The 21,058-nt window shown below is 42.3% G+C and carries 16 protein-coding genes; 6 read left to right on the top strand and 10 right to left on the bottom strand.

Features of this window, described 5'->3' with window-relative positions; translation table 11 throughout:
- Positions 1–133: 133 nt before the first annotated feature.
- From V7L31_RS14090 to V7L31_RS14045, 10 genes are all read right to left on the bottom strand, one after another.
- Positions 134–418 (bottom strand): hypothetical protein, encoded by a 285-nt coding sequence (locus V7L31_RS14090; RefSeq protein WP_012408753.1) that lies wholly within the window; start codon positions 416–418, stop codon positions 134–136.
- Between the two features lie 45 nt (positions 419–463).
- Positions 464–2,362, bottom strand: a complete 1,899-nt coding sequence (locus V7L31_RS14085) for an ArsA family ATPase (protein ID WP_334696799.1) — start codon at positions 2,360–2,362, stop codon at positions 464–466.
- Between the two features lie 337 nt (positions 2,363–2,699).
- Positions 2,700–6,005, bottom strand: coding sequence for a GAF domain-containing protein (locus V7L31_RS14080; protein WP_334696798.1), 3,306 nt, complete (start codon positions 6,003–6,005; stop codon positions 2,700–2,702).
- Positions 6,006–6,261: 256 nt separating this feature from the next.
- Positions 6,262–7,449, bottom strand: a complete 1,188-nt coding sequence (locus V7L31_RS14075) for a TRC40/GET3/ArsA family transport-energizing ATPase (RefSeq protein WP_334696797.1) — start codon at positions 7,447–7,449, stop codon at positions 6,262–6,264.
- A gap of 104 nt (positions 7,450–7,553) precedes the next feature.
- Positions 7,554–7,835 carry a hypothetical protein gene (locus V7L31_RS14070; protein WP_334696796.1) on the bottom strand — a complete coding sequence of 94 codons (282 nt, stop codon included), beginning with the start codon at positions 7,833–7,835 and terminating at the stop codon, positions 7,554–7,556.
- Between the two features lie 232 nt (positions 7,836–8,067).
- The gene (locus tag V7L31_RS14065) at positions 8,068–8,247 is read right to left on the bottom strand and encodes an XdhC family protein (protein WP_334696803.1); all 180 of its coding nucleotides are present in this window, start codon (positions 8,245–8,247) and stop codon (positions 8,068–8,070) included.
- Between the two features lie 64 nt (positions 8,248–8,311).
- The gene (locus V7L31_RS14060) at positions 8,312–8,509 is read right to left on the bottom strand and encodes an XdhC family protein (protein ID WP_334696795.1); all 198 of its coding nucleotides are present in this window, start codon (positions 8,507–8,509) and stop codon (positions 8,312–8,314) included.
- Between the two features lie 107 nt (positions 8,510–8,616).
- The gene (locus V7L31_RS14055) at positions 8,617–9,537 is read right to left on the bottom strand and encodes a polysaccharide deacetylase family protein (RefSeq protein ID WP_334696794.1); all 921 of its coding nucleotides are present in this window, start codon (positions 9,535–9,537) and stop codon (positions 8,617–8,619) included.
- 175 nt (positions 9,538–9,712) lie between these two features.
- Positions 9,713–10,360, bottom strand: a complete 648-nt coding sequence (locus V7L31_RS14050; RefSeq protein ID WP_334696793.1) for a response regulator transcription factor — start codon at positions 10,358–10,360, stop codon at positions 9,713–9,715.
- Positions 10,361–10,473: 113 nt separating this feature from the next.
- On the bottom strand, positions 10,474–11,706 hold the full coding sequence (locus tag V7L31_RS14045) for a sensor histidine kinase (protein ID WP_334696792.1): 1,233 nt from the start codon (positions 11,704–11,706) through the stop codon (positions 10,474–10,476).
- 465 nt (positions 11,707–12,171) lie between these two features.
- On the opposite strand from V7L31_RS14045, the gene V7L31_RS14040 reads away from it, so the two are divergent.
- The 6 genes from V7L31_RS14040 to V7L31_RS14015 all read left to right on the top strand — a co-directional run bounded on the left by V7L31_RS14040 (position 12,172) and on the right by V7L31_RS14015 (position 20,997).
- A complete protein-coding gene (locus V7L31_RS14040) occupies positions 12,172–12,555 on the top strand; it encodes a hypothetical protein (protein WP_334696791.1) in 384 nt (127 codons plus the stop codon).
- 161 nt (positions 12,556–12,716) lie between these two features.
- Positions 12,717–13,997 carry a S41 family peptidase gene (locus tag V7L31_RS14035; RefSeq protein ID WP_334696790.1) on the top strand — a complete coding sequence of 427 codons (1,281 nt, stop codon included), beginning with the start codon at positions 12,717–12,719 and terminating at the stop codon, positions 13,995–13,997.
- 182 nt (positions 13,998–14,179) lie between these two features.
- Positions 14,180–15,094, top strand: coding sequence for a hypothetical protein (locus V7L31_RS14030; RefSeq protein ID WP_334696789.1), 915 nt, complete (start codon positions 14,180–14,182; stop codon positions 15,092–15,094).
- A 13-nt stretch (positions 15,095–15,107) separates the two neighbouring features.
- On the top strand, positions 15,108–16,085 hold the full coding sequence (locus tag V7L31_RS14025; RefSeq protein WP_334696788.1) for an RNA polymerase sigma factor, RpoD/SigA family: 978 nt from the start codon (positions 15,108–15,110) through the stop codon (positions 16,083–16,085).
- A gap of 215 nt (positions 16,086–16,300) precedes the next feature.
- Positions 16,301–17,878, top strand: coding sequence for an efflux RND transporter periplasmic adaptor subunit (locus tag V7L31_RS14020; RefSeq protein WP_334696787.1), 1,578 nt, complete (start codon positions 16,301–16,303; stop codon positions 17,876–17,878).
- The gene (locus V7L31_RS14015) at positions 17,875–20,997 is read left to right on the top strand and encodes an efflux RND transporter permease subunit (protein WP_334696786.1); all 3,123 of its coding nucleotides are present in this window, start codon (positions 17,875–17,877) and stop codon (positions 20,995–20,997) included. Before V7L31_RS14020 ends, V7L31_RS14015 begins: the two co-directional genes overlap by 4 nt.
- Positions 20,998–21,058 lie beyond the last annotated feature (61 nt).

Genomic DNA, 21,058 nt, shown 5'->3' with positions numbered 1-21,058 from the left:
GAGAAATTTGGTAAGTTGGGGCTATTTGAACTTAATTACAGTCAGAAATAAATAACCCTTCATTGTACCAGAAAATATTTATGCAAGAGTTCTAAGGAAGTTGCGAAGAATAGGCAAGCTGAAATCTTAGTACTTAGTATTCCAATGTTAGGGTGTTGAATTTTGGTGTATTGTTTTCTAAGTCAGTATTTGCTTGCTGATGGGTCATGTTCTCTTCAGGAATTGTTTGACTATTTAAAATAGCAAGACGCTGCTGAATCTGATGTCGGCGTGCTTCGAGTTTCTCTAGTTCCTCCTCTAAACGCTCCTTCTCTAACATCATTTTGTAAGCATTTAAGTAAACTGTTGCTTGAGAACGTTGAGGAGGCATGGTGCTAAGTTTGGCTTGAATTTGTCTGCGGTTTGGAGTGCGATGCATAATAAATTTCTCTTTGGGTATGGAAGTATTTAGTCTAATTAGCCGTTAAAACAAACAGCCGGCTGCTGCTTGGATGCGTTCTAAAGGCTGAACTGAGCGAGGAAGCATTGGTAAGCGAACCATTGTCAAACCTGGAAAATTTGTCTCGCAGTCATCGCAATTAATGGTTGCTGTAGAAGTAAAGCGGTTGAGAACAAGGTAATTCTGGCTCACACCTATTTCTTGCATAGATTTGAATAAGCGTTGTTGTTCAGCAAGTACGCTAGCCTGGTTAAGCGTAACCCCAATGAACTCTACTTGTTGTGGGTCTTTTAGCACTTTTTGGGCTTTGACTACGCGCTGTCGCAAAGTTCGTAAACGCCCCATAAACTCTGTACGACCAAGGACATTCTGATACTTGATCCAGAGTTTGAAAATCCAAGCTAGCCAGTCTGCTAATGCAGTTGGCATTTCTAGAAAACGCAGAAGATGACCTGTAGGAGCAGTGTCTAAAATAATCAAGTCTTCTTCTTGTTGCTCTAGCAATTCCATTACTGTTAACAGGGAAAGTATTTCATCAATCCCTGGTAAAGCTTGATCGACAATTTTGCGCCAGGCAGCAGGAGCATAGGCCATTTCAATAGCTTCGCTTGTTTGGGTTTCGCCACTCATCATTTGGGCCAGTTCCCATAGGTAATCGGCTCTGAATTGATCGACAATGCGATCGCCATCTACTTCCTGACCTCGAAGATTGGCAGTTATTTGATATGGTTCGTGTCCTAAACTCAGACCAAAGGCATCACCCAAGGAGTGGGCTGGATCGATAGAAACCATGCGAATTTTGCGATCAGGATGTTGTTGAGCCATAGCCCAACCAATCCCAGCTGCTACCGTGGTTTTGCCTACTCCACCCTTACCGCCAATTAGTAACAGGCGGCGACCTTTGGTCAGAAAATCTCCAAAGCTAGGAGCAATTGTTTCAGGCCATTGAACTGGGAGTAGATCGATAGGAAATAGCGGTTCAAGCTGAGGAATATGGATTTGGTTGATGAGATGGCTGAGGGCGACAATTCCCAAAGGCTCCTCATCTTGCTGTGGCACAATAAACATCGGCTTTCCGTTAGCAAGAGCCGTATACTGACTGATAAGCGATTGTTGTTCTTGGTAACGATCTGGGTCAGTCGCACTGGCAAGGATTTGGTTAACAAACAAACCTCCGCAAGGCATCTGCATGGTTTGTAAGGCTTCTAGGAATCGTTTTGACTCTAACCAACTCATTGGTTCGGCGATCGCAACTAACAAACAAGCTGTATGGTTAGGATCTTGAAGCAGACGACGACCTTGCGACAGTTCAGCTTTTAGGGTTTGCAAAAACTCGTCAGCGCGATCGGGTGTGTAACTTCCAGCAAAGGTCTTGCTAATAATCCGATGCTTTTCTTGAAACAGTTCAAGAGAGTGCAGGAAAGTGTCTAAAAAATCCATCAATCCAAACAAGTTGAGAGTATGACCGCTAGGAGCCATATCTACTACTACTCGATCTACCCGCTGCTCCTGAAAAAGCCGTTGGATTTCTAACAAGCCCATCAACTCGTCCAGCCCAGGCCAATCTAAATCCCAAACTGGCAGCAAGTCTGCTCCTTCAACAAAACTACCGCGCTCCACTAACAGTTCTAACACCTGACCATAACGTTCTTTAAACTCTTGTAGCAGAAGCTTTGCATCCAACGCCCTTACTAGTAGATTGGGTAGTTCCGCTATGGGGCGAGGAATGTCATCAACGCTAATTTGTAAGACATCTCCAAGAGAGTGAGCCGGATCGGTTGAGATTAAAAGAATTTGCTCATTGGCAAATTTCTGCGCCCAACGACATGCAAAGGTGCAGGAAATTGTCGTTTTTCCGACTCCACCTTTGCCGCTAAACATAGCAAGGTGTAGGTTATCAAAAAGTTCCATCCCGTTTGTCATTTCCGGCGTTTTAGGACAAAGTTACTACATTTTTTTGAAAGTTACTTAAGTAATTTTGCTGAATAAACCTATTAAAAACCTTAATCTTTCACGGATAGGATTTACAAAACTTCTATGCTATGGGCTACCGTGTACACACAAGTTGGAAATAATTGACAAATCCGGGTTTTACCCCACTCTAACCCTCCCCAATACATAGGCTACGGTGTACACACAAGTCCAAGTAAACTACTAACAGAAGGAGTTGTAGGGAGTAAGAGATGGTGGAAAATCCAATTTCAAAAAGTCAGAGTTCGAGCAATACGGTTTAGCTAAAGGTAAAAGTCTTTGCCAATGACTAATGACGAATTTGTTTAATCGGAATTTCAATCCAAAATTCTGTACCTAGCCCCGGCTGAGAATCGCATCTCAACACACCACCGTGTTTATCTACGACAATCTGGTAACTAATTGATAATCCTAAACCAGTGCCTTTTCCTACTGGCTTTGTTGTGAAAAATGGATCGCAAATTCTTGTCTTTAGGGATTCAGGTATTCCTGGGCCATTGTCTCTTATGCGAATGACTACACTCTTAATATTGCCTTCAAGTTCTCCAAGAGCAGTACGGATAGTAATTTGACTACTATGAGTTGTTAATTGAGATTGGGTGTAATCTTCTAAAGCATCGATCGCATTGCTTAAAACATTCATAAATACCTGATTTAGCGGCCCGGCATAGCACTCCACTAATGGAAGGTTGCCGTATTCTTTGACTAATTTAATCGTTGGACTTTCTGGTTTTGCTTTCAAGCGATGCTGCAAAATTAGCAAGGTGCTATCAATACCCTCATGAATATCAACGGGTTTTTTTTCTGCTTCGTCAAGGCGAGAGAAATTCCGTAAACTCAAGACAATCTGCCGGATGCGATCGACCCCAATTTTCATGGAAGATAGAGTTTTGGGCAAATCCTCAATGATAAATTCTAAGTCGATATCGAGTGCGCGATCGCGAATCTCTGGATTAGGATTGGGAGCATTTTGCAAATAGAGGTCTAATATGCCCAGTAAATCTTGGGCGTAATCGTTGACATGGTTGATGTTCCCATAAATGAAGTTCACGGGGTTGTTAATTTCGTGAGCCACACCAGCTACCAATTGACCTAATGAGGACATTTTCTCCGTTTGGATCAGTTGGGTTTGAGTTTGCTGTAAATCATGCAAAGCTTGAGCCAGTTTTTCTGTCTGTTCTTTGGTTTGATTATGTAATTGGGCTTGTTGCAGTGCAACCCCAAGCTGATTGGCAATTTGAGTAATAAATTTAATTTCCGAGGCTTCCCAATGGCGGGGTGCAGAATTCTGGTAAGCTGCTAACAAGCCCCATAGCTGTTGCCCAATAAATATAGGTGCGATCGCATAAGCTCTTGCTTGAATTTGCTCTAAAACTGCAACGTGGCATTGAGAGTGGCCAACTGCATAGATATCATCGACTGCAAAGGTTTCATTGTGACGATATCGCCCACCTTGGGTTTCTTGTAAATAGCTATCTTGCCAAACCGTCTTGCTATGATCGTCTACTAACTTTAACCAGTTATCACCTACAAACTCGGCGATATATTCACCACTCCAATCAGCCTGAAAGCGGTAGACGGCAACTCGATCTGCTTGTAGTGATTTACAGATTTCTTGGGTGGTTGCTTGAAAAATCGCATCTAAATCTAAAGATTCTCTAACTTTCGCCACAACTTCAAACAATACCCGTTGCTGTTCTGCTGCTTGTTGCAAATCTAATGTCTGTTGTCGTGTCTGAGTGAGTAAATCAGCTTGCTGGAGTGCTACGCCCATTTGGGCGGCAATCTGACTGAGAAAGTTAACTTCAGAAGTTTTCCATTGCCGGGGACCAGTGTGTTGATAAGTTGCCAACAAACCCCAAAGTTTTTGCCCCACAAAAATCGGCGCAAGCACAAAAGCATGAATTTGAAACTGCTCTAGATTGTCGATATGACACTGAGTAAACCCCATCTTGTAGATGTCATCGACTGCAAATGTTTCATTGTGGCGGTAACGTCCTCCCTGTGTGTCTTGTAAGTAGGTGTCATTCCAAATTGTATTAATACCTAGTTCGGACTCATTCGACCAGTATGGACTAGCAGCCTCGAAATCCCCGACAAATTCACCACCCCAATTAGCATCGAAACGATAAACAGAAACGCGATCGGCTTTAATTAATTGACAAACTTCTTTAGTTGTGGTTTGAAAAATCGTATTTGTGTCCAGAGATTCTCGAATCTCGGCAATAACTTTAAACACAGCCTGTTCTTGTTCAGCTGTTCGTTGTAACTCAACTGTGCGTCTTTTAACTTGTTTTTCTAAATTTTCATTGAAGGTTTGCACTTGTTGGTATAATTCATACTGCTGGATTGCGGAAGCAAAGTGTTTACCCAAGTTTCTAGCCAGTTCAATTTCTTCAGTTGTCCATTTTTGAGCTTGTGCTTTTTTAGATTCGCGCCAAACCTCAAAGGATAAACGGGGGTAAAGCTGCCTACGATCGCCCTCATGCTGTCCCGCCCATAAAGTTTCTGTATCTACTTCATTGCGGAAAATACTTAAGTAGCCCAACAATTGCTGACGATACTGGAGTGGGATCATCAATATGCTGCGAATTTTAGTTGGTTGAAAAGCAACTTGCAAAGTTCGCAAGTCAGAAATTTTATATATATCTGAAATTGCCCAAACATCGTATTTACTAGACTTGTAGTGTTCTTGCCAGACACTATACTGCTCGATCAGTGGATATATAGTTTGTGGCATCACAGGTTGCTGTCCACAAATATAAAGCTTGATACAAGTATTTCCTGGTATTAAGCATTCTGTTAAACTGGTGACGTTGCCATTGTGAAAATCAAAAGCTTCATTTCTAATGCAAAGCCTGCCACCAACACCATTAAAGGCAGCAACAGCCGCTTCTAAGGCTGGCTGTAAGACAATCGTGGGTAGTGAATGTAGGAGGCTAGCAATGCGGTTTACGATCGCTTCTCGTTCGGCTGTTTTGCGAACTTGAGTGTGAAGGGTACTTTGAGCGATCGCCACTGACAGTTGCTCGACTACCATTTGTATTGCTTCTAGCTCATATTCTGAAATCGAACGCGCTTCAGAATTATGAGAAACCAGCAACCCCCAAAGTCGATCTTGATAGAGAATAGGCGCTACTACAGAAGATTTTACCCCCATTGCCGTCAAATATTCAATATGACAGGGGTCTACAGGACGGTAACGAATCTCCTCTGAAATAGTTTCTCCATTATCCAAGTCACGCAGGTGAATTTGACCAATCTCTTTAGTCTCAACATTCACAACCGAACGCACTCGTGATTTGATAAATAGTTCGCGGGCATCGGATGGAATATCATCGCAGGGAAAATTTAATCCTAATAGCGACGGCAAACAATTTTTATTAATTGATTCAGCAATCACTTGACCACTACCATCGGGATGAAATTTGTAAATCATTACTCGATCGGTTTTTAATAGCGATCGCACCTCTGCCGTTGTGACTGTGATGATTTCTTCTAACTCTAAGCTTCGTCGGATACGGTTTGTAATGCGGCGTAATAAACTTTCTTCATCGCTACATAAGGGCAAATCTTGTTCAGGATTAGAGGTCATTGTATATAGCAAGATAAATTAATAATTTGAAAACTGACATAATTAAATCTAAAGACATTCTGAAATTTATTTCATCATTTTGTCTTCAGTAAAACTACGGTCAAATCATTAATAAAAATATTTTTTTGGCTTTTATCAAAATTCACCAAAAAATCATAAAAACAGACGCTAAAAAGATTGCGTCTGTACTAGCTACAAGAGAAGTTTCTTGCTTTTTAGTTTTAACTTTTTGTCGACAGACTAATGTTCAACAAAATTAAACTCTTGTGTTGTCAGCAAAGCGGATTTTTAGATAGTCATTTTCCATCTTTGCTCCGGCTGGTTGCAGTGCTGCTAAGGCTTGTGGCAAAACTAAGTTACGACGATGGTTGCCAATAGTTATGTTTAATTCGTCTCCAGTTTTACTGAGTTGAACTTGGTCTTTAGGAATACCCGGTAAGTAAAGTTCTAAGCTGTATTGGTTTTCCTCTTGCACTACTCTAAGAGTTGTTTCTTTGTAATAAACCTGAGTAGGATCTTCATCTTTATAAAGAGTTTCTTTCAGGCGTTCTAAAGAAGCCAATCCACACATTTCCTCAGAAAATAGAGGAACTTCTTTCACAGGCAGAGGGTGAAAATCATCATGAATTTCTCGGCGATATTGCTCCTGACTTTCTTTCCAACGTTGAAAAAATGGGTCTTGGACTTCACTTGGAATAATCCGATTCGCCACGACTAAATCTGTTGCAACATTATACAAACTCAGATAAGCATGGGCACGGAGAGACTCTTTAATCACCATTTTTTCGGGATTAGTTACCAGACGCACTGAGGTTTGAGTATTATCTGTTAATACTTTTTCCAGAGCTTCAATTTGTTCATAAAACTCATAAGGTGCATCCATTACTTCTTTATCAGGTAGCGAAAAACCAGCAATTGGTCTAAAGAAAGGTTCAACCAAAGGCCGAAGTGCCACCGAGATGTTTTGAAATGGTTTGTAAAAACGCCGCATATACCAGCCACCGACTTCAGGTAAACTCAGCAAGCGTAGTGCTGTGCCGGTGGGGGCTGAGTCGATAATTAAGACATCAAACTCACCTTCATCGTAATGGCGTTTCATCCTTACCAAGCCAAAAATCTCATCCATCCCTGGTAAAATTGCCAATTCCTCCGCCTGTACGCCATCTAAACCCCTTGCCTGTAAAACTTGGGTAATATAACGTTTCACAGCACCCCAGTTTCCCTCCAGTTCTTGCAGCGCATCCAGTTCAGCACCCCAGAGATTTGGGCGAATTTTTTGGGGTGCGTGTCCCAGTTCCATATCAAAACTGTCGGCGAGGGAGTGGGCGGGATCTGTACTTAAAACCAACGTTTGATAGCCTAGTTCCGCACAACGGAGTCCAGTTGCAGCAGCGACGGAAGTTTTGCCCACACCGCCTTTACCGGTCATTAAAATTACACGCATAGATGCTTCTTTCCTGCCTGAGGATTTTTTACATTTATTTACATTATCGACTGTTTAAGGAAAATAAATGTTGTTTCAGTGCATCTAGGGATTAATATAAGTATTTAACCTAAATCATCCGTTAGGTTTTGTTGCAATAACTGGTCAAGCTTAGTTTCCAGTGCTGAGAGTTTTTTAAGGATTGTGGGGCGATCGCCATCAAGAGAAATTAGTAAATTGGTGATTCTCTCTTGGATGTTCGCTAATTGTGCTACTGCATTCTGAATTTGGAGCATTCCTTCTCGGAGTTCTTGGCGTTCCTGACGTGCTTCCGCCATTTCATCTAAGATAGCTTGGACTGTTTTAGCGTTACTCTCAATTAGATGTTTGAGTTCTTTATCAGTCATTGCGATCGCACTTTGGAGTTGAGTTTATGATGAATCATAAAAAAATTAATTAACATCCGCATTATTAACTCTTTCTCCCAACAGGATTTTTAGCTTTTGAGCGGATTGATTTAGTATACCAAATATTGATACCAATTCTCTACAGGCGATAATTTTTGAGAAGTTAGCAATCAAAACATTACCATCTCAACAAGTAAAGTTCAAGATGATGTATCACTACGGTGAACTTTGATTAACTCAGCACAGATATTTCTTCTGGTGTTAAAGCGTCAATATCTAAACCAATTGGTGCATATATTTGATGAAAAAACTCTGGATTGTAACCTTCATTTTGCAATATTTTGTACACAGTGCTGACCCGTTTATTGCTGCCAACCATGCCCATATATTTTGTTTGATATTTGCATAACAGGCGTAAAGCTTCTAAATCTTGCAGATAACCTCTAGTAACTAAAGCGACATATAAATTAGTATTTTTATTTAATAAATATTTCTTGAATTGAAGTGATAGGTTGTGCTAGTACCAGCGAGGCTCCAGGAAATCGTTCTTTTGTGGCAAAGTCTGAGCGATCGTCTTGTACAATAACTTTAAAACTTGCTATTTTTCCAACCTGCGCTAGAAAAACAGCAATATGTCCTGAACCAATATTTAACCTCGCATGACTAGAAGTCACGCGATTCCTGCTTCAACGATCTCCGCCTGAATTGCTCCAAGTCTTACAATTTCTGTGTTGCCAAAATTACAGGTGTAGCTCCCCTTAGACTATCACTGATGATTAAGCTAATTGTTTGGATGTTCATCCCTTGTAACCATAGGTGAAGCTACTTCCGCCAAATGTTGTTCTTGAGCTTGCATTTCCAGTAATTGGGGAATCGTCACAAATCTATAACCTTGGGACTTTAAACCTGCGATGATTTCTGGCAAAGCCTTAACAGATTTAGAACGGTTGCCACCGCCATCGTGCATCAGTACAATTGCACCTGGTTTTGCATATTTCAGCACATTTTTGATTAGCATTGGCACTTGAGGCGAACGACGTTCGGCATCTCCCGATTCTTCTGACCACATCATGACAGCGTATTTCTCATTTTCGGCATATTTGACTAATCCATTATTCAGAAAGCCGCCAGGGGGACGAAATAGAGTAGTTTTCTCTCCGGTAGTTTTGTAGATGATCTCTGCTGTACGATCAATTTCACTAGCCGCAGTAGCTACGTCCATACGGCGATACCAATGATGCCATGTATGATTACCAATTACGTGACCATCAGCAGCGACTTGCTTGGCAACTTGGGGAAAATATTTCACCATTTCCCCAATCATGAAGAATGTGGCTTTTATATCATTTTTCTTCAAAATTTCTAAAATCTGTGCTGTATTTTTGGGGCCTGGGCCATCATCAAAGGTTAAGGCGATGACTTTCTCATTTGCTTTTAGTTTCCCTTGATAAACGATTGTTCCCTGAAAAGACTTGGGAACTTCATTCATCTGGTCTGTAGCTGGACTGATATTCTGTTGTGCGGATGCACTCATCAACTTGTTCTGGCTTGCTTTAGCACTCTCACTTTTTGGCTTTACAATTCCCAATAGATGCTCAAATCCGCTGGTAGTTAAAAGCAAACTGATACCCAAACTACTAGCACCAGTAATCAATGTAATGATGATTAGTTTCTGTAACCAAGATAATTTACGGGTAGACACATTAAATATTCCTCTATTGGGGATTGGGGATTGGGTACTGGGGATTGGGGATTGATTAGGTATTGGGGATTGGGATTAACTCTCCCTAGTCCCTAGTCCCCAGCATACACTCCCAGCTATCCCGAACACCTCTTGCAGAGGTGGGATTCCTGGCGATTTTCTGATTCTTAATTATTTATTTAAGTCCACCAAACAAGGAATGGGCAAACAAAGCGGCTTGAGTGCGATCGCGTAAACTCAACCGACTCAGAATATTGGTAACATAATTCTTAACAGTATTTTCTGAAAGAAACAGCGATTCAGCAATTTCACGGTTATTGGCTCCACAAGCAATCAATCGTAATACATCTAATTCTCTGGGTGTGAGTTGCGCCAATTCTGGAGGGGGTTGCACAGACGAGACAGGGGCGGCAATCGGCGTGAGTGCTTTTTCAAATAATCCTGGCCCCAGTAGAGTTTGTCCCTTATAGACGGATCTAATTGCTAACATTAATTCATCTGGTTCGGTGTCCTTGAGCAAATAGCCCTTTGCACCCAACCGCATCGCCTGAAAAACATACTCATCATCATCGAAGGTGGTGAGGACGAGAACTTTAATTTTGGGATATTGTTGAGCGATCGCTTTTGTGGTGGCAACTCCATCCATTACGGGCATTCGGATATCCATTAGCACAATATCGGGTTGCAGCGCGGCAATCTGTTCGAGTGCCCGTTGCCCATTCTCCGCCTCACCAATTACCTGCATCTCTGCATTCGACTCAAGCATACTCTTAAGTCCCTGGCGAATAAGATGCTGATCGTCAACTAATAAAATCTGAATCATAACTGAGATGGGGAGTAGGGAGTGGGGAGTGGGGAGTAGGTAATTTAATGACAAAGAAAGGCAGGGGGCAGGAAGGTTTCAGCCTTGTTCGTTTTTGTTAACATAGTTTGGTTTCATTCTGCCGACCTACTTAACAAAAGCTTTGATAGTGGCAAAGAAACAGAAATACAGCAACCTGTTCCTAGTTGACTGTAGAGATTTAACTGGCCGCCTAGTGCAACCGACCGTTCTCGCATTCCTTGCAGTCCAAACCCGGTTGTATTTTGAGTGGGGTTAAATCCTTTTCCATTATCTTCGATTGATAGATAAATCATTCCCGCGTGAGCTAGAAGTTTAACGGTGACACTCGTCGCCTCGGCATGTTTGCAAATATTTGTCAGCGATTCTTGCACAATACGGTAAAGGGCGGTGTTTACTTCTGTTGGTAAAGTGTGCGGTAGATCAAATTTACATGAAGGTTCAATACCTGTGGTTTGCTGAAAATCTGTCAGCAGCTTTTCAATGGCTGATTTGAGAGATTGCCCTTGCAAAGGATTTGAACGCAAAACAGAAAGCGATCGCCGAATTTCTAGCAGCGCCTCAGCCCCCAATTCTTTCGCCTGTTTGAGAAATGTCAATGCTTTATCATTATTTGATTGCCAGAACAACAGAGTATTATTTATTTGAATAGTTTGGGCGGCGAGAGTATGTCCTAACCCATCATGAATTTCGCGGGCAATGCGGTTGCGTTCTTGCAAGGTTGCCTGATCTTCAATTCTTAGTGCATACTGGCACAGTTGTTGATTGATGATTTCTAATTGCTGATGGGCAATTTCTAACTGCTCTCGACTTTGGCGCTCTGCAAGCAGGGCATTTATTAACAATAAAGCGAATACTAACGTTAAGCTAAACAATAATATATTACTTAATCGCCAATCCCAAGACATAGCGATCAGCTTATCTCGCATAAAATTCTCAGGTACAATCGGTCTTAATAAAAGCAGTGTTCCATGAGAGAGCAGAGATAAACCCAAGACAACCAACTGTCCCGATCGCTTAAATATCAGACAACTCCGCATTACCAGTACTAGACACAGCAGCAAAACTGAGCGAGGAGATAAGCTATGTTGAGTCGCTGGTAGCCAAATTAAAAATAATTCTAGGGCTGTATAAAGTAATTTTGTTTCCAGCTTCACCATTGGTAGTCTCAAGCCCATTAAGCTAAAAGTGGCGATCGCCATAACTCGTAGCAGCAACGACCAAGACAACTCAAACGGCAACAGAATTTCCATGAACGCTGCCGTAGCCAATAACAGCCACTCTAAGTAAAGCAATAAACGAAACGATGGGTAGGTCAAGCTAACCATAGAATTATTCCAACTTAATGGCCTTTGTGATAAAACCATAGGTATTTTCACAATTTTAGAGGGAAATATTGAACTGGGGACTGGGTATTGGCGACTAGGGGCTGGGAATTGGGAGAATTTGAATGGGAATTCAGACTTCAATCAACTCTTAGTCATAATTTTTTTCCCAGTACCCAGTAGCCATTCCCCAATACCCATTACTCTTCTATATAACGAATCTATCTCTGGTATTGGTAGAGCCGTTCCGACTGATTAATTATTTCTAAATTAGGAAAAAAGTCATAATCACTTGAGTACTTTTTTACTGGTCAGGTTAGGAATTCTAGCTCATGTGCAAACCCATCACAGCTTTTAAGATTAGCTGGTGTGAGTAAATCAGCAACTTTTAAAACATCTTCTAAACAGTTAGAAGCTGAAATTTACTCATAACAATGGTATTACACACAATCAAAACAAGAGAAGTAAATGATTAAAAAACAGATAATTTTCCCAACCCTGCTACTTGTGACTATTCTGATTGGGGGAATGACAGGTTGCAGCAATTCTAAATCTCCAGATGTGTCCCAAGGGGATGACTCTGGCACAAAGGTATCTGATACTTCTACGACAAACTCTCCGGCATCGAATACGCCAGAACGCGCTCAAAAGCGTGAAGAAATTCGCAAACAAATCGAAGCAGTTCTGACTCCAGATCAGGTAAAGGAATTGTCAGGAAAATTGCAACAAGGTGAAAAAATGCGTAAAGCAGTGTTGAGCCTAAATCTAACGGCCGATCAAAAGACTAAAATTCAGGATATTTTTAAGACTGCCTATCCCCACCGCAAAGGTAAATCTGAAGATAATTCCTAATAGTTTGAGCGAGACAGAATTCAGGAGTCAGTCGTCATAATTGTCTAGACCCCACTACGCTAACAGAAGTCATTATCTGCGACTGAAGATATTCAACCTTTCATTGATTGCATTCTGAATTCTGTATTCTTAATTCTGTATTATTCTTCCAGATTTAAAGTATGTTTAAACAAAAACTCCTCGTCAAGATAGAGCTAGCTGTTATGGCAATAATGCTTTTAGGAACTAGTCTCTACGCTTCCAAAGCTTTCGGTAAAGCCGAACCTAGTCCTCAAAAGCTCGTAGATGAAGTGTGGCAAATCCTAGATAAAAATTATGTTGATGTCAGCTTTAACCATCAAGATTGGAAAGCAATTCGACAGCAGTATCTTGGTCGTTCCTATAGTTCTAATCAGCAGGCTTATGGGGCGATTCAAGAAATGGTGGCAAAATTAGGCGATCGCTACACCGAGTTTTTCGACCCCCAGGAATTTAAAGCACTAAATAACGACCTTTCTGGCAACCTCAGTGGTGTAGGGTTGGAACTGGCACAGAATGAAAAAACCAAAGCCTTAACCGTTGTCGCCCCCATTGCCGGAACGCCTGCTTTTAAAGCAGGCATTTTACCAGACGATGTAATTGTCCAGATTAATGGTCAAATAACTCAGGGGATGAAAATTGAGGATGCCGTGAAGCGAATTCTCGGCCCGGTGGGAACTAAGGTAGTACTCACAATTCAACGGGGTAGCCAATCGCAAACTTTCAACCTTACCCGTGCAAATATTGCCATCTATCCTGTAACTTACAACACGCAAACAACGCCAGCAGGCAAAATTGGTTACATTCGTTTACCAGAGTTTACCGAAACTGCCCCCGCAGAGATGCATCGAGCAATTGAAGCATTAGAACAACAACAGGTACAGGGCTACGTTTTGGATCTGCGTTCCGATCCAGGTGGACTGCTGGATGCAAGTTTGCAAATTGCCAGTATGTGGTTGAAGCAAGGAGCGATCGTATCTTTGGTCAATCGAGACCAAGTTAAAGATAGCTACAATGCTTCAGGACATCCTCTCACCAATAAACCCTTAGTAATACTGGTCGATAAGGGATCTGCTAGCGCCAGCGAAATTCTGTCAGGAGCGTTGCAAGACGATCATCGCGCCAGATTAGTCGGGACTCGCACCTTCGGTAAAGGTTTAGTTCAAGCCGTAGAGCCACTAGAGGATGGTTCGGGGCTGAAATTAACGATCGCTAAATACTACACACCAAAAGGTCGAGATATCAATCATGTCGGCATTGAACCAGATATTACTGTGGAGTTAACCGAGGCACAACAGAAAGCATTACTACAAAAGCAAACCTTGGGGACATTAGCCGATCCTCAGTATGCTAGCGCCGTTGCTGACTTGAGCAAATTGATTCAGTCTGGGGCCGATCGTATGAGTTTACAGAGTGGCAAATGAAGAAGGCGACAATACGGTTCGGTTAACAAAGTTATCTGTTGAAGCAAGCAGGGGAAGAGAAATTGCTTAATAATAACTCTCTTTCCTCCCCTGCCCCCCTGCCCCCCTGCCCCCTCCCCCCTCCCTCCTGCCTTCCTTAATAAACACTGTCGTGAACAAGTCAGGAACCGTATCTTTCCATCATGTCAACCCGCAAAGCCCAACAACTTCAAATTTGTGAACCAGTCCCAGGTCTACAAATCCTAGTTAAACTCAGTAACACTCCTTTGGTGCGGACAATCATAACTACTGTTACCCACCATCAGCTAGCAATCATTGGGGTTGTATTTGTTGCCACTTTAGTTTTTTCTATGCGGGAAAATGCCCCCTGGCTGACAGTACCGAAACAGGTAGCGATTGAATTTTTTTCTGCTGTATCCCAATCCCTAGCCGCTTTATTGGGAGTGTTAATTGTTTTTCTCACCTTTACTAGTCAGTTGATTGCTCAAAGGAGATATGAAGACTACTATACACTTCAGATTCAAATTGACCAACTCATTCGTTTAACTCAGTCTCTTCCTCCCGAACTTAGTAATTTTGATGAAACTTTGATAGCCCTGATTAACTATTTAGTTCCCTTACATTTAAAGGATTTCCCAATTTGGACAACTAGCTCTCAAGTATTACCTTGGGACAAGCTTTTAGACAATTTTAAGAATGAGCATGAATTGATGCGAGTGCAGCAAAAGGTTTCCTTAGCTACTCATCTACATCAACAACAAATTTTACTTGTCATCAATAATATGGAAGAAATACTGGAGAGATTTTCTCGGCTTTACAATCGCATTTTAGAGATGAGCCGTTTCATTCTGGCGATTGTCAAGTTGTCCTTTCTCCTGGGAGTTTCGCTCCTTTTTTTGCTGTTATTTGGCATTATCGACTTGCAAAGAAAATTTCCCGATCTCAGCCTACCTGTAATTGTTTCTTTAGCAATTTGGGTATTGATTGCTCTTTTAGAGTTAGTACTTGACACCTGGTTTTTTTATAAAAACCTCTATGGCTCTTCGAGTCATTATTTGCGCTTTTTCCCGAATAGAAATACCATAATTAATAGGTAGAAGCCAATTTACTATGAGTAACTTAACATTCACACACACCAAATTTAGTAATACAGGTAAAGCATCTCAATCTACAACTGATACAATACGTAGTTATCTTAAAGAAATTGGTCGGATACCTCTATTAACCCACGAGCAAGAAATTTCTTTTGCCAAACAAGTTCAGCAGATGATAAAAATACTTGCTGAATCAGAAAAACTTACTGTTGAATTAAAACGTACACCCACACTGACAGAATGGGCTAACCAGATGCAGTTAAGTGAACAAGAACTACTTCAGCAGCTAAATCAAGGGAAAAAAGCCAAGCAGAAAATGATCGCGTCTAATCTCCGGCTTGTGGTGTCAATTGCCAAGCAATATCAGAGACGCAACTTAGAGCTTATGGACTTAATTCAAGAAGGTACTTTGGGTTTGGAAAGAGGGGTTGAAAAATTTAATCCGGCTTTAGGATACAGATTTTCAACCTACGTTTACTGGTGGATTCGTCAAGGAATTACCAGAGCGATCGCCCAGCAAGGACGCGCGATTAGATTACCTATTCACATCAATGAAAAGTTAAATAAAATTAAGCGTGTTCAGCGAGAATTATCTCAAAAGCTAGGTCGCATTCCCACTAGTACAGAAATTGCTAATGCACTTTCTTTAAAACCTAGTCAGATTCGAGAATTTCTAATTTTGTCTCGCCAAACTATCTCTCTCGATATTCGAGTTGGAGCGGATAGAGATATACAATTAAAAGATTTAATAGAAGATTACAGATATTCTGATAATGTCTACACCACTGGAGAATATATTAGTCAGGATGTCGAAAGCTTATTGTCAAATCTGTCTCAGCAGCAACAAGAAATATTAACTTTGCACTTTGGATTGATAGACGGAAATGGACTTTCTCTAGAACAGATTGCTCAACGTATGGGTATTAGTCGGGAACGAGTTAGGCAGATAGAGAAACAAGCTCTTAACCTTCTAAATCGGCAGCTAAGTCAGTAATATGAAAGGGAATAGGGAAATAAGCCACCCGCTAGAGGCTGGGGTTTCAAGCTAGCTTGCGATACAATTAATTTTTTCGCCCACCAGGGACATTCGCGGTAACGTCTCGTAGAGAAGTACAGTTTTGAACCTTTACTTTTTTCATAAAACAGAATTCAGAATATTCCATTACCTCATAGGCGGGGTAATCAAACTAAAATCCACTGGAGGTTCTGATGAACCATGAAATTTCTAACGAGAGTTTAACTGAAAATAGTAACGAGAATTTGACTGAAAATAGTGTGGAACCGAAGCTACCACGATCGCCAAAAAAGAAAAGAATTACTTGGGTAATTTTAGGGGTGATATTGCTGGGTGGACTAGTTATTTTGGGTATCCATGCGGGTGCAGCCAAGACAGATAAAACTGGAAAATCTGGGCGTAATAAGCAGCAAGTAACACCTGTAACCGTAGCAATGGTGACACAAAAAACGGTTCCGGTGCAATTGCAGGCGATCGGTAATGTGCAATCGGGGTCTACGGTTGCGATTACACCCCAAGCTAGCGGACGGATTATTGGAGTTTATTTCAAGAAAGGTCAAGAGGTGAAAAAGGGACAACTTTTATTTACCCTAGATGACCGATCGCAAGCTGCCGCAATCCAGCAAGCTCAAGGTACTGTCGCCAAAGACCAAGCATCGGTACAACAAGCCAGAGATACATTAACTAGAGATTTGGGTCAGGTAGACCAAGCTAGAGCCACTTTAATTAAAGACCAAGCCTTAGTCCGACAAGCCCAGGCGAATTTAGCCAAGGATCAAGCACAAGCAGAATTTGCTCAGGGACAGAGCGATCGCTATGGTGCATTGTATAAGAAGGGCGCAATTAGTTTAGATCAAGCACAGCAATACGTTTCTAACAGTAAATCGGCTACAGCAACCCTCCAAGCAGATCGAGAAGCGATCGCTAATGCTGAAGCAGTTTTGAAAAGCGATCGCGTGGCGCTGACTAATGCTGGTGCAGTTGTCAAAGGGGATCAAGCTGCGATCGCTAATGCTCAAGCCGTTGTCACTTCCGACCAAGGAGCATTAGACAATACCAAAGTGCAATTATCTTACGCCAAAATTTATGCCCCGATTGATGGTCTTGCTGGCAATATTCTGGTGACTCAGGGGAATGTAGTGCAAGCCAACAGCACGACTCCATTAGTAAATATCACCCAAATTCGCCCGATTCAAGTTGCTTTTTCCATTCCTGAAACAAATCTACCGCAGGTACAAAAGTATATGCAGAATGGCAAGCTAAAGGTAGATGTGAAGTTCCCGGATAATCCATCTCGTTCAATACCAGGTACTTTGACATTTGTCAATAATACAGTCGATAACACTACGGGGACAATTCAACTGATTGGCGACTTTGACAACACTCAGGGACACTTGTTTCCCGGTCAATTTGTCAACGCCACCCTAACCCTGACCGAAGAACCGAATGCAACGGTTGTTCCTTCCCAAGCTGTGCAGAATGGCCCCGATGGACAGTTTGTATTTGTAGTTAAGCCAGATATGACAGTGGAAAATGTGCCAGTTACAGTTAGCAGCACCATTGATGGATTAGATGTGATTCAGAAAGGGCCGCAACCCGGCGATAAAATTGTCACCGATGGTCAAGCGAATCTCGTTTCGGGTAGCAAAATCCGCGTCAAAACAGCCGCCAATGACTCAAGTGCAGGTGGAAATTCTTCGAGAAGAGGAAGGGGGGCAGGAGGCAAGCAGCAGGGAGGAGAATCCCCGAAGTCTGGTGGAGGTGATTCATGAACCTTTCAGAACCATTTATTCGCCGCCCGATCATGACGACTTTGGTGATGACGGCGATTTTGATCTTCGGTTTTATGAGTTATCGCTTGCTGCCCATTAGCGATTTACCAAGTGTGGATTATCCCACAATTCAGGTAAGTGCTTCCCGACCAGGAGCCAGCCCCGAAACGATGGCAGCATCGGTAGCCCGTCCTTTAGAAAAGCAATTTTCTAGTATTGCGGGACTCGATTCACTCAACTCAACTAGCACTCTAGGGCAGACTCAAATTACTTTGCAATTTAACCTGAGTCGCAACATTGATGATGCGGCGCAGGATGTGCAAGCCGCGATATCGGGAGCATCGGGGCAAATTGCGACGGATTTACCTAATCCTCCTACTTACAGCAAAGTTAACCCCGCAGACCAACCGATTCTCTACCTTTACCTCGATTCTCCCACACTGCCCCTTTCCCAAGTAGATAATTATGCCGAGACTTATCTGGCGCAAAAGCTATCTACAATCAATGGAGTAGCACAGGTAGCTGTCTACGGTTCCCAAAAGTATGCGGCTCGAATTCAACTAGATCCACAGCAATTGGCAACGCGGCAAATTGGGCTAGATCAGGTGGCGACGGCGATTCAACAAGGTAACGTCAATTTGCCTACCGGCAGTCTTTCAGGAAATCATAAGAATTTTACAGTTCAAACTAACGGCCAACTTGAGGATGCGGCTGCTTATCGTCAGTTGATTGTGTCTTATAAAGATGGAATGCCCATCTATCTCAATCAACTGGGTAGGATTGTTGATAGTGTAGAAAATGACAAGGTAGCAAGCTGGTACAACAATACTCGCGCCATTATTCTCACCATTCAAAGACAGCCTGGAACCAATACGGTAGAAGTCGTAGATACGATTAAGAAATTGCTCCCGAATTTGCGAGAACAGATTCCGGCATCCGTGGAAATTGGGATTCTCTATGATGCGTCTCAATCAATTCGAGATTCAGTAGATGATGTCAGATTTACGTTGATTTTGACGATCGCTCTAGTTATCTTAGTAATTTTCATCTTTTTGCGGAACCTTTCAGCCACGGTGATTCCCAGTTTGGCATTACCCGTTTCGCTGATTGGTACTTTTGCAGTGATGTATTTGCTGCACTACTCACTAGATAACCTATCGCTGATGGCGTTGACCCTTTCGGTGGGCTTCGTCGTGGATGATGCGATCGTCATGCTGGAAAATATCGTCCGTCATATCGAAATGGGGGAACGTCCCTTAGAAGCGGCGTTGAATGGGTCGAGAGAAATTGGTTTTACCATCCTATCGATGACCCTTTCCTTAGTTGCAGTCTTCATCCCCATGTTATTCATGAGTGAAGTACTGGGACGATTATTTCATGAATTTGCTGTAACGATCGCAGTGGCAATTCTCGTTTCTGGTTTTGTGTCTTTGACTTTGACTCCCATGTTGTGCAGCCGTTTTCTGCGTCCTGTAAATCATGCTAATCAAAGTCGGTTATATCAAACTTCCGAATATGTCTTCGATCGCTTCCTCGGTTTGTACGATTGGAGTCTCAAAAAAGTCTTAAAATATCATCGCACCACGATGATTTTATCTGTCTTTCTCTTGGCGGTGACTGTTGGGCTGTTGATGATAGTTCCTAAGGGCTTTATTCCAAGCGAAGATACCGGGCAAATTACAGGCGTTACCCAAGCAGCCGAAGATGCATCCTTCGATAATCTTGTCCAGCATCAGCAGACAGTTGCTAACCTAATTCGCCAAGACCCAAATGTAGATGCAGTCAACTCCAATATCGGGGCGGGAGCGAGTGCTAGTGGCGGTGGAGCGGCAGTTGCAGCCAATTCCGGCAGTTTGTTTATTCGGTTAAAACCGCGATCACAACGTCAACTTGGGGCTGACGAAATCGTGCAAAATTTGCGAACTAAACTCGCCACTGTTCCAGGCATCCAAGTATTCTTACAAAATCCCCCAGCAATACCCATTGGCGCTCAACAAAGTACAGGACTTTATCAGGTAGCACTCCAGAGTTCTGATGTCAAACCCTTACAGGAATATGTTCCCCAACTTGTTACCAAGATGAAGGAGATGACAGAACTCCAGGATGTCAACAGCGATTTACAATTTGCTTCCCAGATTCAAATTGACATTGACCGCGATAAAGCCTCAACTTATGGTATTACTGCCGAGCAAATTGAAAATACCCTCAGAAGTGCCTACGGTTCTTACCAAGTGTCAACCATCTATGCAGCAACTAATGAGTATCAGGTGATTTTGGAATTAGCACCCCAGTTTCAGCAAGATATCAATGCTTTGTTGGCATTATACATTAACTCCAGTACAGGAGTGGCAGTACCTCTGAAGACATTCGCCAAACTATCTCAGGGAGTCAGCCCGTTAATGGTTAATCATAACGGTCGGATGAACGCCGCCACCATTTCCTTTAACCTCGCTCCCGGCGTGGCCTTGGGAAATGCCAACGAAGAGATTGAAAAAGTGATTAAGCAGGTGATTCCTAAGAGCATTAGCACCAGCTTTCAGGGCGCAAGCCAGGTATTTCAAAGTTCACTGCCGAGTTTGGGTTTATTGTTAGCGATCGCCATCCTCGTAATTTATCTGATTCTTGGCGTTCTCTATGAGGATTTCATTCACCCAATTACGATTCTTTCAGGTTTGCCGTCAGCAGGTTTTGGGGCATTGTTAACGCTGATAATATTCCATGTCGAACTCAATGTTTACTCCTTCATCGGGATCATTCTCTTAGTGGGCATCGTCAAGAAAAACGGCATCATGATGGTGGATTTTGCAATTGAAGCCCAGCGAGAAGAAGGGAAAAAACCATCTGAGGCGATTTATCAAGCCTGTTTGGTGCGCTTCCGTCCGATTATGATGACGACAATGGCAGCATTAATGGGAACCTTGCCGATTGCGATCGGATTTGGGGCTGGTTCCGAATCTCGCCGTCCTCTAGGGATTGCAGTTGTAGGCGGACTGGTGTTTTCTCAGATATTGACTCTGTATTTAACACCCGTGTTCTACATCTATATGGAATCGTGGCGGAAAAAGCTTAATCAAGTTAAGTTTCGGCGGGTGTTCTCATTTACAGGGGAGCGATCGTGATATTTAACAAGCAATATAATCTTACGAATTACGAATTACAAAATACCAGCAAACTAAAATC

Origin of the sequence: Nostoc sp. (genome assembly GCF_036916655.1) — a bacterium.
Lineage (GTDB): Bacteria > Cyanobacteriota > Cyanobacteriia > Cyanobacteriales > Nostocaceae > Nostoc.
The sequence above is the reverse complement of the archived record's forward strand: the minus strand, read 5'-3'. Positions and strand labels throughout refer to the sequence as shown.

Bases quoted from the DNA above. Each gene is read 5' to 3' on its own strand.
- V7L31_RS14090 (WP_012408753.1), bottom strand. From the start codon at position 418: ATGCATCGCACTCCAAACCGCAGACAAATTCAAGCCAAACTTAGCACC.
- V7L31_RS14085 (WP_334696799.1), bottom strand. From the start codon at position 2,362: ATGACAAACGGGATGGAACTTTTTGATAACCTACACCTTGCTATGTTT.
- V7L31_RS14080 (WP_334696798.1), bottom strand. From the start codon at position 6,005: ATGACCTCTAATCCTGAACAAGATTTGCCCTTATGTAGCGATGAAGAA.
- V7L31_RS14075 (WP_334696797.1), bottom strand. From the start codon at position 7,449: ATGCGTGTAATTTTAATGACCGGTAAAGGCGGTGTGGGCAAAACTTCC.
- V7L31_RS14070 (WP_334696796.1), bottom strand. From the start codon at position 7,835: ATGACTGATAAAGAACTCAAACATCTAATTGAGAGTAACGCTAAAACA.
- V7L31_RS14050 (WP_334696793.1), bottom strand. From the start codon at position 10,360: ATGATTCAGATTTTATTAGTTGACGATCAGCATCTTATTCGCCAGGGA.
- V7L31_RS14045 (WP_334696792.1), bottom strand. From the start codon at position 11,706: ATGGTTAGCTTGACCTACCCATCGTTTCGTTTATTGCTTTACTTAGAG.
- V7L31_RS14040 (WP_334696791.1), top strand. From the start codon at position 12,172: ATGATTAAAAAACAGATAATTTTCCCAACCCTGCTACTTGTGACTATT.
- V7L31_RS14035 (WP_334696790.1), top strand. From the start codon at position 12,717: ATGTTTAAACAAAAACTCCTCGTCAAGATAGAGCTAGCTGTTATGGCA.
- V7L31_RS14030 (WP_334696789.1), top strand. From the start codon at position 14,180: ATGTCAACCCGCAAAGCCCAACAACTTCAAATTTGTGAACCAGTCCCA.
- V7L31_RS14025 (WP_334696788.1), top strand. From the start codon at position 15,108: ATGAGTAACTTAACATTCACACACACCAAATTTAGTAATACAGGTAAA.
- V7L31_RS14020 (WP_334696787.1), top strand. From the start codon at position 16,301: ATGAACCATGAAATTTCTAACGAGAGTTTAACTGAAAATAGTAACGAG.
- V7L31_RS14015 (WP_334696786.1), top strand. From the start codon at position 17,875: ATGAACCTTTCAGAACCATTTATTCGCCGCCCGATCATGACGACTTTG.